At 68.1% G+C, this 13565-nt stretch carries 11 protein-coding genes; 7 read left to right on the top strand and 4 right to left on the bottom strand.

Going from position 1 to position 13565, the window contains the following annotated elements; all coding sequences use genetic code 11:
- Window positions 1-254 precede the first annotated feature (254 nt).
- The 4 genes from AC3IFE_RS22920 to AC3IFE_RS22905 are packed head-to-tail and all read left to right on the top strand — an operon-like array spanning window position 255 to window position 6964.
- Complete coding sequence (locus AC3IFE_RS22920; protein WP_489192162.1) at window positions 255-2042, top strand: O-linked N-acetylglucosamine transferase, SPINDLY family protein; 1788 nt, start codon at window positions 255-257, stop codon at window positions 2040-2042.
- Window positions 2043-2064: 22 nt separating this feature from the next.
- A complete protein-coding gene (locus AC3IFE_RS22915) occupies window positions 2065-2268 on the top strand; it encodes a hypothetical protein (RefSeq protein WP_489192160.1) in 204 nt (67 codons plus the stop codon).
- A 14-nt stretch (window positions 2269-2282) separates the two neighbouring features.
- A complete protein-coding gene (locus AC3IFE_RS22910) occupies window positions 2283-4481 on the top strand; it encodes an O-linked N-acetylglucosamine transferase family protein (RefSeq protein ID WP_489192158.1) in 2199 nt (732 codons plus the stop codon).
- Window positions 4478-6964 (top strand): tetratricopeptide repeat protein, encoded by a 2487-nt coding sequence (locus tag AC3IFE_RS22905; RefSeq protein ID WP_489192156.1) that lies wholly within the window; start codon window positions 4478-4480, stop codon window positions 6962-6964. The genes AC3IFE_RS22910 and AC3IFE_RS22905 overlap by 4 nt, the downstream gene beginning before the upstream one ends.
- Window positions 6965-7204: 240 nt before the next feature.
- Here AC3IFE_RS22905 and AC3IFE_RS22900 read toward each other — a convergent pair whose 3' ends face one another.
- The 3 genes from AC3IFE_RS22900 to AC3IFE_RS22890 form a co-directional block, all read right to left on the bottom strand.
- The gene (locus tag AC3IFE_RS22900; RefSeq protein ID WP_089466370.1) at window positions 7205-7501 is read right to left on the bottom strand and encodes a flagellar protein FliT; all 297 of its coding nucleotides are present in this window, start codon (window positions 7499-7501) and stop codon (window positions 7205-7207) included.
- Window positions 7502-7531: 30 nt separating this feature from the next.
- Entirely contained in the window at window positions 7532-8950 is a 1419-nt protein-coding gene (gene fliD, locus AC3IFE_RS22895; RefSeq protein WP_089466371.1) for a flagellar filament capping protein FliD, read from the bottom strand.
- Window positions 8951-9143: 193 nt separating this feature from the next.
- Window positions 9144-9962: a flagellin domain-containing protein gene (locus AC3IFE_RS22890; protein WP_027783219.1), complete on the bottom strand. Its 819-nt coding sequence runs from the start codon at window positions 9960-9962 to the stop codon at window positions 9144-9146.
- A gap of 521 nt (window positions 9963-10483) precedes the next feature.
- On the opposite strand from AC3IFE_RS22890, the gene rpsU reads away from it, so the two are divergent.
- Window positions 10484-10696 carry a 30S ribosomal protein S21 gene (gene rpsU, locus AC3IFE_RS22885; RefSeq protein WP_006401410.1) on the top strand — a complete coding sequence of 71 codons (213 nt, stop codon included), beginning with the start codon at window positions 10484-10486 and terminating at the stop codon, window positions 10694-10696.
- Between the two features lie 173 nt (window positions 10697-10869).
- Here rpsU and AC3IFE_RS22880 read toward each other — a convergent pair whose 3' ends face one another.
- Entirely contained in the window at window positions 10870-11472 is a 603-nt protein-coding gene (locus AC3IFE_RS22880) for a DNA-3-methyladenine glycosylase I (protein ID WP_489192152.1), read from the bottom strand.
- Between the two features lie 142 nt (window positions 11473-11614).
- Between AC3IFE_RS22880 and AC3IFE_RS22875 the strand changes: the two genes are divergently transcribed.
- Window positions 11615-12496 (top strand): glucosamine kinase nucleotide-binding domain-containing protein, encoded by an 882-nt coding sequence (locus AC3IFE_RS22875; RefSeq protein WP_489192151.1) that lies wholly within the window; start codon window positions 11615-11617, stop codon window positions 12494-12496.
- A 141-nt stretch (window positions 12497-12637) separates the two neighbouring features.
- On the top strand, window positions 12638-13462 hold the full coding sequence (locus tag AC3IFE_RS22870; RefSeq protein ID WP_089466374.1) for a Cof-type HAD-IIB family hydrolase: 825 nt from the start codon (window positions 12638-12640) through the stop codon (window positions 13460-13462).
- The last annotated feature ends 103 nt before the right edge of the window (window positions 13463-13565 follow it).

The raw sequence follows: 13565 nt of genomic DNA, 5'->3' as shown, positions 1-13565 counted from the left end.
GTGGTTTCACCCCGCATTTCGATGGATGCGCGCGTGTCCGGCGCGAATTCGGGCGCCCGCGGGGGCGGCTTGCAGTCGCGGGAATAGCGACCAATTCCAGCACCTGCTCGCCAAATTGGAACGCGGCGTGCGCGTGGAGAATTCGGACACGTCGGAGACCGTCGGTGCGTGCGTCCGCGGGCGAAGGCGTGTGCCGACGCAGCGGCGCCGGCCGCGATTCGAATCCCGTATTGGCTACCAGGACGACATAGCTCATGATGCCCACCTCCCCCGCCGCCGCCACGATCGAACAGGCGCTGGCGCACCATCAGGCCGAACGGCTGGAAGAGGCCGAGACGCTGTACCGGCAGATCCTCGACACCGATCCCCGGCACGCGGACGCGCTTCACCTCCTCGGCCTGATCGGCCATCAGTACGGACGCTATCAGGAGGCATCCGACCTGATCATGGCGGCGATCGAGATCCGGCCCGACGCGATGTACTACTACAACCTCGGCAACGTGATGCAGGCGGACAACCGTCACGCCGCCGCCGCCGAGTGCTTCCGTCTCGCCATCGAGCTGCGACCCGACTACGTCGATGCGTACAACAACCTCGGCAACGCGCTGCGGCTCGCCGGCGACGTCCGCGCGGCCGTCGATGCGTTCTGCCAGGCCATTGCGCTGAAGCCGGACAACGGCCAGGCCTACAACAATCTTGCGAATGCGCTGTTCGACCTGAACGAGATTCCGGCCGCGCTCGAGGCCTACCGGCACGCGGTCGCGCTGCGCCCCGAACTGCCGGAGCCGCGCAGCAACCTGCTGTTCGCGAGCCACTGCAGCGAAGCGTTCGACCACGACGCCTATCTCGCCGAGGCCGCGCGCTACGACGAACTCGTCACGCGGTGCGCGAAGCCGTGGACGGACTGGCTCGTCGACCTGGCTCCCCGGCTCGGGCGGCCGCTGAAGGTCGGCATCGTGTCGGGCGACCTGAAGTCGCATCCGGTCGGCTATTTCATCGAGAGCATGCTGAAGCATCTCGACCCGAACCGGATCGAGATGCATGCGTACCCGACGCGCGACGTCGAGGACGACGTGACCGCCCGCATCAAGCCGGCCTTCTCGACATGGACCAGCATCGCCGGCCTGAGCGACGAAGCGGCGGCTGCGCGTGTCCGCGCGGACCGCATCGACGTGCTGCTCGACGCGGCGGGCCACACGGTCTACAACCGCCTGCCGCTGTTCGCGTGGAAGCCGGCGCCGCTGCAGGCGAGCTGGCCCGGTTATTTCGCGAGCACCGGCGTGGGCGCGATCGACTACGTGATCGGCGACCGTCACGTGCTGCCGCCCGCCGAGGCCGCGCATTTCACCGAGCGGCCGTGGCATCTGCCGGACAGCTATCTGTGCTTTACGCCGCCGGCCGAGCCTGTCGACGTCGGCGCGCTGCCGATGCTCGCGAACGGCCATCCGACCTTCGGCTATTTCGGCAAGCTCGCGAAGATCACCGATCAGGTCGTCGCGGTCTGGTCGCGCGTGCTGCAATCGGTCACGGGCGCGAAGCTGTTCGTGAAGGCCGAGCATCTCGACGATCCGCGCGAGCAGCAGGCGCTTGCCGCGCGCTTCGCGGCGCACGGCATCGACGCGCAGCGCCTGATCTTCGAAGGCCGCTCGCCGCGCGCCGAATACCTGGCCGCGTACCGGCGTGTCGACCTGATGCTGAGCCCGTTCCCGTATCCGGGCGGCACGACGACCGCCGAAGCGCTGTGGATGGGCGTGCCCGTGCTGTGCCGGCGCGGCGAGCGCTTCCTGTCGCACATTGTCGAGAGCCTGCTGCATTCGGCGCGGCTGCCCGAGTGGATCGCGGACGACGACGCCGCGTATGTCGCGAAGGCCGTCGCGCAGGTCGGCCAGCCCGCCGAGCTGGCGGCGCTGCGCACGACGCTGCGCGCGCAGGTGCTCGCGTCGCCGCTGTGCGACGCGCCCCGCTTCGCGCGCCACTTCGAGGACGCACTGCACGGCATGTGGGCGCGGCACGTCGAAGCCGCGCGGGTCGCATCCGTGTGAGGCCGCTCACGACTTGACGGGCGTGGGCATTTCCACGTTGGCGGCAAGCGGAACATGGCGCTCCCGCGCTGAACACCGCGCCGGCCGACGTGATCGTCATTCCGACCGGCGGCGCGTGCGCGACACCGTCGTCAGGATGGCGCGCGACGGGATTGCGGCGCCGGCGGTGATGATCGGGCACGGCGGCAGGCCGATCGACTTCCGACGCGAACCGCATCCCTATTGAGCAGGACAGACGAGATGGACGGAACAGGACAGGCATTGCAGGCCGCGCTCGCGCATCATCAGGCGGGGCGTCTCGCGGAAGCGAAGACGCTGTACGACGCGATCCTCACCGCGCAGCCGGGCCAGCCGGATGCGCTGCATTTCCTCGGGCTGCTCGCGTGCCAGTTGAAGCAGTACGACGCGGGGCTCGCGCTGATGGAGCAATCGCTCGTCGAGCGGCCGGACGCGTCGTACTTCAACAACCTGGGCAACATGCTGCGCGAAAGCGGCCGGCTCGACGACGCGATCGCGCACTATCGGCGCGCGGTGGCGCTGCGGCCGGACTATCCGGAGGCGCACAACAACCTCGGCAACGCGTTGCGCGACGCGCACGAGCCGGCGGCCGCGATGCAGAGCTGCGCGCGCGCGATCGCGTTGCGCCCCGGTTACGCGGAGGCGTACAACAACCTCGGCAATGCGCTGCAGGATCTGGGCGACCTCGATGGCGCCGCCACGCATTACGGCCGCGCGATCGAGCTGGATGCGTCGATGGCGATGGCCCACGCGAACCTGAGCGCCGTGTGTCACAAGCAACTGCGCTGCGCGGAAGCGCTCGCGCATGCACAGGACGCGATCCGGCTCGCGCCGAACCTCGGCGACGCACATAACCACGCGGGCAACGCGTATCACGGACTGAACCGGCTCGAGGATGCGCAAGCGTGCCATCGCACGGCCGTCACGCTCAATCCGGCGGACGCCGGCGCGTGCCACAACCTATCCGTCGTGCTGCTGAAGCTGCAGCGGCTCGACGAGGCGCTCGTGTATTGCCGGCGGGCGTTGCAGGCCGGCCCGCCGGCCGTGTTGATGCACGTCAATCTCGGCGACATCCTGCGCGCGCAGGGCAACGTCGATGCCGCGGTCCACGCCTATCGCGACGCGCTCGCGCTGGTGCGCGACGATGCCGACGACGTCGCGGCGACCGTGCTGAACCGGCTGCTGTTCAGCGCGGCGGCGTCCGCTTGCGTGAACCCCGCCGACTATCTGGCCGATGCGCGGCGCTACGGCCGGCACCTGGCCGCGCGTTCGACGCGCCATGCGCACGATCCGCGCGAGCGGGGCGCGCGCGCTCAAGGGCGGCAGCTGCGCGTCGGCTTCGTGTCCGGCGACCTGCGCCTGCACCCGGTCGGGATCTTCCTGGAAAGCGTGCTCGCGCACCTCGAGCGCACGCGCATCGACCTGCGCGTGTACGTGACCACGGACGAGGAGGACGCGATCACCGCGAAATTGAAGCCGCACGCGAACGGCTGGCGCTCGATCGCCGCGCTGGGTCCGGACGTGGCCGCGCGGATGATTCACGACGACGAAATCGACGTTCTCGTCGACCTCGCGGGCCATACGCAGTCGAGCGGGCTCCCCGTGTTCGGCTGGAAACCGGCGCCGGTGCAGGCGAGCTGGCTCGGCTTCTTCGCGTCGACCGGCTGCGACGCGATCGACTACTTCATCGGCGACCGCTACACGCTGCCGGACGCCGAAGCGCATCACTTCGTCGAGAAGCCGTGGCGGCTGCCGGACAGCTTCCTGTGCTTCACGCCGCCGGCCTGCGACGTCGAGGTCGGCCCGCTGCCGATGGCGGCGAGCGGCCAGCCGACGTTAGGTTGCTTCGGCCAGCTCGTGAAGATCGGCGACGACGTCGTGCGCGCGTGGTCGCGCATCCTGCACGCGCTGCCGAACGCGCGGCTGCTGCTCAAGGCGCACGAACTCGGTCGCGAGGGCGTGCGCGACGCGACCGCCGCACGCTTCGCGCGGCATGGCATCGACGCGGACCGGCTGATCCTCGAGGGCGGTTCGCCGCGCGCGGAATACTTCGGCGCATATAACCGCATCGACGTCGCGCTGAGCCCGTTCCCGTACCCGGGCGGCACGACCACGGCCGAAGCGCTGTGGATGGGTGTGCCGGTGCTCGGCATGAAGGGCGGGCGCTTTGTCACGCACATCTGCGAAAGCGTGCTGCACGCGGCGGGCATGGGCGAATGGGTTGCTGACGGCGAGGACGGCTATGTCGCGAAGGCGATCGCGGCGGTGCACGATCGCGAGCGCCTCGCGGCGCTGCGCGCGAGCCTGCGTGCGCAGCTGCTCGCGTCGCCGTTGTGCGACGCGCGCCGGTTCGCGACGCATCTCGAAGCGGCGTTCCTCGCCATGTGGCAACGCTATACGAACTCGGAGCAGGAAGCATGAACGATATCCACGACACGCTGCAGTCCGCGCTGGCGCATCATCAGGCGGGGCGTCTCGCGGAAGCGAAGACGCTGTACGACGCGATCCTCGCCGCGCAGCCGGGCCAGCCGGATGCACTGCATTTCCTCGGGCTGCTCGCATGCCAGTTGAAGCAGTACGACGCGGGGCTCGCGCTGATGGAGCAATCGCTCGTCGAGCGGCCGGATGCGTCGTACTTCAACAACCTGGGCAACATGCTGCGCGAAAGCGGCCGGCTCGACGACGCGATCGCGCACTATCGGCGCGCGGTGGGGCTGCGACCGGACTATCCGGAGGCGCACAACAACCTCGGCAACGCGTTGCGCGATGCACGCGAGCCGGCGGCCGCGATGCAGAGCTGCGCGCGCGCGATCGAGCTGCGCCCCGGTTATGCGGAGGCGTACAACAATCTCGGCAACGCGCTGCAGGACCTGGGCGAGCACGAAGCGGCGGCCGCGAGCTACGCGAAGGCCGTCGCGCACCAGCCGCAGTACGCGGATGCGTACTGCAATCTCGGCAACGCGCTGCATGCGCAGGAGAAATTCGACGATGCTGCGGATGCCTATCGTCGCGCCATCGCGCTGCAACCGGGCTTTCGTGTCGCGCATCGGGGGCTGAGCGCGACGCTGCGCGCGGCCGGCGATCTGCACGGCGCGATCGACCATGCGCGCGAGGGGCTCGATCCGGGCGACGCAGACGCGCACTGCGTGCTGGCAAGGTTGCTGCAGCGCATCGGCGATTTCGACAAGGCGCTCGAGCTGCTCGAGCAGGCGGTCGCGATCGACCCCGCGCATGCACAGGCATGGGCGTGGCTCGGCGATTTGCGCAACCAGCAGGGCGAATACGGGCAGGCGGTGCAGGTGTGCCGGCGTGCGATCGAGCTCGATCCCGAACTGGCCGACGCATACAACTTCCTTGGCTTCGCGTATCACAACCTCAATTTGCTGGCCGCCGCGGAGTTGAGCCACCGGCACGCGATCGACCTGAACCCGGACGATGCCGACGCGCATCACAACCTCGCCGCCGCGCTGTTTCGGCTCGAGAAGCTCGACGAGGCGATGAAGCACACCGAGATCGCGAGGGCGCTCGGCATCGATCCGCTGAAGGTCCAGATGACGCTCGGCGACATCCTGTGGGCGAAAGGGGACCTCGCCGGCGCGCTGGATGCGTTCCGCTCGGCGATCCGGCACGACGTGCATCGCGCGTACTCGCGGATGCTGTTCAACATGTCGAGCTCACCCGCGTTCGAGCCGCAGGAGTGGGTCGCCGAAGCGCGCCGCTACGGCGAGCATCTCGAGCGCGATGCGCACCCGTTCGAGCACGACCGCGCGCAGCGCGTCGCGCAGGCGCAGGGGCGGCCGCTGCGCGTCGGCTTCGTGTCGGGCGACCTGCGCCAGCACCCGGTCGGCATCTTCCTGGAAAGCGTGCTCGCGCGGATCGACCGGTCGCGCATCGAGCCGCATGCCTATGTGACCTTCGTCGGCGAGGACGACGTGACCGCGCGGCTCAGGCCGAACTTCGCGAGCTGGAAGAAGGTGGTCAGCCTGGGCCGCGAGGAGGCCGCGCAACTGATTCGCGACGACGGTATCGACATCCTGATCGATATGGCAGGCCACACCAACTGGAGCGGCCTGCCGATCTTCGGGCACAAGCCCGCGCCGGTGCAGGCGAGCTGGCTCGGTTTCTTCGCGACGACCGGTTGCCGCGCGATCGACTATTTCATCGGCGATGCGCATACGCTACCGGCCGACGAGGCGCATCACTTCACCGAGCGGCCGTGGCGGCTGCCGGACAGCTACCTGTGCTTCACGCCGCCGCCGTACGATGTCGCGGTCGGCCCGCTGCCGATGGCGGCTCATGGCGGCGTCACGTTCGGCTGCTTCGGCAAGCTGATCAAGGTCAGCGACGAGGTCGTCGCGCTGTGGTCGCGCATCCTGCACGCACTGCCGGACGCACGCCTGCTGCTGAAGGCCCATGAGCTCGGCGCCGGCGACGTGAACCAGGCGACGCTCGACCGCTTCGCGCGGCACGGCGTCGGGGCGGATCGGCTGATTCTCGAAGGCGGTTCGCCGCGTGCGGAGTACTTCGCCGCGTATAACCGCATCGACATCGCGCTGAGCCCGTTCCCGTACCCGGGCGGCACGACCACGGCCGAAGCGCTGTGGATGGGCGTGCCGGTGCTCGGGATGAAGGGCAGCCGGTTCGTCACGCACATTTGCGAAAGCCTGCTGCACGCGGCGGGCATGGGCGACTGGATCGCGGAAGACGAGGATGCGTACCTCGCGAAGGCGGTCGCGTTCGCGCGCGACCGCGACGGGCTGGCGACGCTGCGTGCAACGCTGCGCGAGCGCGCGCTGGCGTCGCCGCTGTGCGATGCGTCGCGCTTCGCACGCAACCTCGAGGACGCGCTGCACGGCATGTGGACCCGCTACGCGGCCGGCGAGACGGCGCCCCGGGACGCGTGACGAGCGGGATCGCGCCCCGGTTGGAAGCCGCGCTCGCGCATCGTCGGGCCGGCCGCCCGAGATGATCGACGCGGCCGTCGAGCGGGCGGCGCGGGCGTAGCCGGCGCGATCCGGCTCGCGCTCCCGCCCGCAGGCGAAAAAAAGCCGCATTGAAGCGGCTCGACGGTACGGCGACAACGGACCGCTCGACTGGCGGCGTCTTTTAATTCGAAATGCGCGGCGGGCGAGACGCCCGGCCGGTCACAGCATGCCGGCTTTCTGGTACTGGCTCGCGGCCTTGATCCGCTCCTGGGACTGCGCAAATTCCGCAGCCAGGCGGTCACGGTCCGTCTGCGCATGCTCGGTGATCGACGCGTCGATCGCCATGATCTGCCGCACCTGGTCCAGCACGTCCGGGGTCTGCTCGCCGGACAGGTTCATCAGCAGCGGCGAGCGTTCGTCGGCGAGGGCCGCGACGCGCACCCAGTCGCGCGCATCGGCCGCCGACTGCATGGCACGGGTCAGATCGAAGGCGCGGGACAGGGTGTCGTTCGTCATGGTTCTGCTCCGAAGGGGGGCGGCCAACGTTTACTTGTTGTTGGCCAGCGTGCCGGCGCTGTTCTGGCCGCCGAACAGCTGGGTCAGGTAGCGGGTGTTGTTCGCCATCGTCGCCATCAGCGTGTTCAGCGCGGTGAACTGCGCATTGTATTGCTTGGTCAACTGGTCCGAGTAGCTCTGCAGTTGCGTCGCCTGACTCTGCACGCTCTTCAGATCGGCGTTGATCGCGGTGGTGCGCTGGTCGATCAGGCCGGACGTCTGCGTGTACGAGTTGATGTTCGCATTGAGCGCCTGGGCGATGCCGTTCGTCTGGTTGAAGATCGCCGTCACCGCGGAGCTGTTCGACTTGAGCGCGGTGGTCAGCGCGGCGGTGTCGACCGACATCGCGCCGGTCGAGTCCACGTTGATGCCGATGCTGCCGAGCGCATAGGTCGTGCCGCCCGTCGTGACGCCGCTGCTGAGCGTCGTCGCGAGTGTGCTCCTGATCGTGTTCAGCATCGCGTCGCCGAGCAGCGGGCCGGCGGTATTCGCTGTCGAGTCGTAGCTCGACAGCGATTTCGCGGTATTCACGAAGTTGGTATACGCGGTCGCGAAATTGTTGATCGCGGTCGTCGCCGCGGCCGTGTCCTGCGACAGCGTGATGGTTTGCGTCGTGCCGACCGCGGCCTGCGACAGCGCCAGCGTGACACCCGTCAGCGCGCCCGACACGTTGTTCGACGCGCTCGACACCGGCGTGCCGTCGATCGTCAGATTCGCGTCGGCGGCCGGCGTGACCGTCGTGTACCCCGACGTCAGTTTCGAGTTGACGCCGGTGCCCGTGATCGAGATCGTGTTGGCCGCACCGGTGGCGTTCGACTGCATCACGAGATGCTGGCCGTCCGAACCGGTGATGACCGACGCGGTGACGCCGGCATTGCCGGACGCGGAGTTGATCGACGACGCGATGTCGGACAGCGACGCGCCGGCCGCCACGTTGACGTTGAATGCGGGGTTGCTGCCGAAGGTGATGCTCAGCGAGCCGGCCGAGATCGTGTCCGCCGACGTCACGCCGGCCGACGACAGCTTGTTGGCGGTCGCGAGCTGCGTGACATTGACCGAATACGAACCGGCCACCGCGCCGCTGCCGCTCTTGATCGTCGTCGCGATGCCCGTGCCGCTCGCCGTCGCGGCCAGGCTGCCGAGCGCGGTGCCGTCCGAGAGGCCGGTGAGCGCGGTCTGCAGCGCGGACAGCGCGCCCTTCAGCTGGCCGATCGCGGACAGCTGCGTATTGTCGTTCGTCTGCCGGGTCTGCAGGGCCTGCAATTGCCCGGCCGTCTTCGCGTTCACCAGCGTCGTGACGAGCGTATTGACGTCGAGCGTCGAATTCGTCGCGCCGCTGATGATCGATTGACCTGCATTCGCCAGGATGGTGCTGATGTCCGTGCTGCTGACGGGGGTCGTGGTGGCCATGCCGTTGCTCCGGTCGTCCGCGCAATCAACGTGCGCGATGCGGCGGGGCGCCGCGGTTCAATGCAAAGAGGGAGGCGTGCCTCCCTGGAGAATTCCGGTCCGGGCGGTTTCGGCGGCGTCGCGATGCGTCGCATGGCGACGCCGCCGTGCCCGGAGGCGGGCGGGCACGTGGCCCGCCGCGGGTGCTGCTCGATTAGCCGAGGAGCTTCAGGACTTGCTGCGGCAGCGAGTTCGCTTGCGCCAGAACCGAGATACCAGCTTGTTGCAGCACTTGCGCCTTGCTCAGGTTCGCCGTTTCCGTCGCGAAGTCCGCGTCGGTGATCTGCGAGCGAGCGGCGGTCATGTTGGTTGCCTGGGTTTGCGTCGTCGAGATCGCAGCCTGGAACGTGTTCTGTGCTGCGCCCAGCGTTGCCTGGAACGTGTTGACTTGCTTCAGTGCCGCGTCGATCGCCGTGATCGCCGATTGCGCGCCCGACTGGGTGGCGACGCTCAGGCTGTTCACGCTCATGCCCGTGCTGTTCCAGTTCGCCGTGCCGAAGTCGACGGTAACGACCTGGTTCGCTGCTGCGCCGATCTGGAACGTGACGCTGCCGGCGCCGCCCAGGATGGTCTGGCTGTTGAACGTCGTTTGCGATGCGACACGGTCGATTTCGCTGAGACGCGTCGTCACTTCAGCTTGCAGGTTCGCGCGGGCGCTCGAATCCAGCGAGCCGTCGCCTGCTTGTTGCGCCAGCGTACGGATACGCTGCAGGTTGTCGACCGTCGATTGCAGCGCGCCGTTGGCGGTCTGGATCATCGAGATGCCGTTGTTCGCGTTTGCAACACCTTGCGTCAGCGCATTGATTGCCGCCGTTTGCGACGTCGAGATCGCCAGGCCTGCTGCATCGTCAGCAGCGGTGTTGATGCGCTTGCCCGAAGACAGGCGGTTGATTGCTTGCGACAGTGCGCTTTGCGAGCCCGACAGATTCGTCTGCGTCGTCAGCGAAAGGATGTTGGTGTTGATGTTCAGCATTTGCTTCCTCGTTTTGGAAAATGCCTGAGATACAGACAGGTTCTGATTTCGGCGTGGCGCTTTTTTGCGTCTGGCGCTGCCCGCCTTTCCTGGTTGACGGCGGCACCCGGCGAAAACTTTAGAGGGATGTTTGAGGAAATTCGGGACGGAAGGGCCGGTTTTGCCGCGAAGGCGCGCCGGGCATGGCGGGCGGCGTGGTGGCCGTGGCGCGAGAATCGCGAGATGGGGTGGAACGTTTGCCGGTGACCGACAAAAGGGTGGTTTTGTCTGTGATTCCCTGCTATGATGGCGGGCTGAATTGAGATTTTCTGTCACGCCTTTGCCGGTTTCGGCATGTCTGCTGGCAGTCAAACGCGGCGCTGCACGCGGTTGTGAAGCGTACTCGCGGTGCTTTCCGCCTCTCTTTTCCGGCCTCCGAGGCCGTATTTCCGCTCGTTTCGCCTGTTGTGGGGACGCTCGGATGGCCGGTGCGTGGCGCTTGGCCGCTACGTTTTTGACCGTTTAAGCAATTTAGGAACGACATGACGACGATTCTTCTGAAAGAAAACGAGCCGTTCGAAGTGGCGATTCGCCGCTTTCGTCGCGCTATCGAAAAAAATGGCCTGATCGCTGAACTGCGTGAGCGCCAGTCTTACGAAAAGCCGACCGCAGTCCGCAAGCGCAAGAAGGCAGCAGCCGTCAAGCGCCTGCACAAGCGCCTGCGCAGCCAGATGCTGCCGAAGAAGCTCCACTAAGAGCATCTGACGGTTCGCCGCGAAACGGCGGAGTGTGCCTCGAAAGAGGCCGCTCCGCCGTTTTGCTTTTGCGGGCCGGGAAAGCCCCCGGACCGTTGCGGCGCGACTGTTTCGGCCGATGGCCGGCGGTGCGGCGGCGTTCGGAAGTCGATCTTCGCGCTCAGGCCTGCGCGTCAGCCCGCCTTGCGCCGGCGTGCCGGCTGCTTGCCGCCGAGCGCCGCGCATTGCGCATGGCACGGGCAGCCGGCTTCGTGATCGTTGACCATGCCGGTCGCCTGCATCAGCGCATAGCAGATCGTCGAGCCGACGAACTTGCAGCCGTACGCCTTCAGCGCCTTGCTGAGCGCGTCGGACTGCTCGGTCGAGGCGGGCGCGTCGCGGTACGACTGCCACGCATTCTGGATCGGCGTGCCGCCGACGAACGACCACAGGAACGCGGCGAGCGACCCATGTTCTTCGCGGATGCGCTGCACCGCGCGCGCGTTGGTCACCGCTGATTCAACCTTCGCGCGGTTGCGCACGATGCCCGGGTTCTCCAGCAATTTCTCGATGCGCTTGGGCGTGAAGCGCGCGACGGCATCGACGTCGAAATCGGCGAATGCCTCGCGATAGCCCGCGCGCTTGTTCAGGATCGTCGACCACGACAGCCCGGCCTGCGCGCCTTCCAGGATCAGCATTTCGAACAGATGGCGATCGTCGTGCGACGGCATGCCCCACTCGGTATCGTGATAGTGAGCGTCCGCTTCCGTCTTCACCCAGTTGCACCGCTGCGACATCGTCTGCCTCGTTTTCAGTATCGATTCGATCGCGCCAGCATAGCGGAAGCCCTTTTGGCGGGATAGCCGGCCGAACGGCAGATGGGCGCGCGGCGCCGATCCGGTTAAGCTTGGCGCCTGTTCGAATCAGCGGGATGAAGGCATGGCGGCATTACTTTTTGCGATCGGCATCGACGGCGGCGGCACCGGCACCCGCGCGGTGCTGGCCGACCGGCACGGGCGCGAGCTCGCGCAGGGGCGCGGCGGCCCGTCGGGGCTCGGTCTCGGCATCGAGCGCGCATGGGCGTCGATCGGCGCGGCGTGCGCGGACGCGTTCACGCACGCCGGCCTCGCGTTCGACTGGGCGCAGTGCGCGCTCGGCTGCGGGCTCGCGGGCGTCAACAACGCGGCGTGGCTCGCTGCATTCCGCGCGCGGGCGCCGCTCGGCGCACTCGCGATCGAGAGCGATGCGTATACGACCGTCGTCGGCGCGCATGGCGGCGCGCCGGGGCTCATCGTCGCGCTCGGCACCGGCAGCATCGCGGCGGCGCTCGATGCGGGCGGCGCATGCCGGATCGCGGGCGGTTTCGGCTTTCCGTCCGGCGACGAGGCGAGCGGCGCGTGGCTCGGCGTGCGCGCGCTCGCCTATGCGCAACAGGCGCTCGACGGCCGCGTGCCGCGCGACGCGTTTGCCGCGGCCCTGCTCGCGGAAACGGGTGCGCGGGATCGCGACGCGCTCGTTCAGTGGTCGTGCGACGCGAACCAGACGATCTACGCGCGTCTCGCGCCGGTCGTGTTCGCGCACCGCACGCATCCGGTCGCGAGCGCGCTGATCGCGCAGGCCGGCGACGAGATCGGCAAGATGATCGACGCGCTCGATCCGCAACAGGCGTTGCCGGTCGCGCTGTGCGGCGGGCTGACCGACGCGCTCGCGCCGGCCGTGCCGGCGCGGCACGCCGCCCGGCTGCGCGCGCCGCTCGACGATTCGGCGCATGGCGCGCTGCGGCTCGCGCTGCAGGCATTGCGCGCGGCGCAGGGCGGCTGAGCCGAGCGGGGCGCGAGCGGGATGGATGCCGCGCCGCGGCAGCACCCCGGGCGGCGCATGGCCGGCAACCGTCCGGCGCGCTGCGGGGCACGACGTTAAAATGACGCTTCTTCCGTGCCGCGAGCGCCGCTCTCCCGCCCCATGTATAAAGTCATCGCCACCGATCTCGACGGTACGCTGCTGAACAGCGACCACCAGCTCGACCCGTATACGATCGACACCGTTCGCCGGCTCGACCGCGACGGCGTGCAGTTCGTGATCGCCACGGGGCGCCACTATGCGGACGTCGCCGGCATTCGCGACGTGCTCGGCATCCGGCCGTACCTGATCACGTCGAACGGCGCGCGCGTGCATACGCCGGACGACACGACGATCCATGCGCAGAACGTCGACGCAGCGATCGTGCGCCGCCTCGTGCAGCCGGAAGTCGTCGGCGCGCACGGCCGCGTGATCGTCAACCTGTTCACCAACGACGGCTGGTTGATCGATCGCGAAGCGCCGCACCTGCTCGCATTCCACCAGGATTCGGGCTTCCGGTACGACGTGATCGACATGGCCGCGCACGACGGCGCGGATATCGCGAAGGTGCTGTATATCGGCGAACCGGCCGATCTGGCGGTCGTCGCCGAGCAGATGCGCATGCAGTTCGGCGATACGCTGTACGTCACGTACTCGCTGCCCGACTGCCTCGAAGTGATGACCGCGAACGTGTCGAAGGGGCGCGCGCTGCGCACCGTGCTCGCGCGGCTCGGCGTCGATACCGGCCACTGCATCGCGTTCGGCGACAACATGAACGACATCGACCTGCTCGAAACCGCCGGTCACGCGTTCATGATGAACAACGCGAACCCCGATCTGGTGGCGCGGTTGCCGCACATCCCGCGGATCGGCAACAACTTCGACGCGGGCGTCGCCCGTCACCTGCGCACGCTGTTCTCGCTCGAAGACGACGTCGTCGCGTCCTGAGCGCCCGCCCCGGCGCCGTTTCCCTGCGCGGAAATGAAAAACGGGCGCCGCAGGGGCGCCCGTCGAAATTGCCTGCCTCGTGTTCTTCGACAGCGTGAGGCTC

It is taken from the genome of Burkholderia sp. APQ4-4ca, from assembly GCF_057837105.1.
Note: the sequence above shows the minus strand (reverse complement) of the source record. Positions and strands in the feature narration are given on the sequence as shown.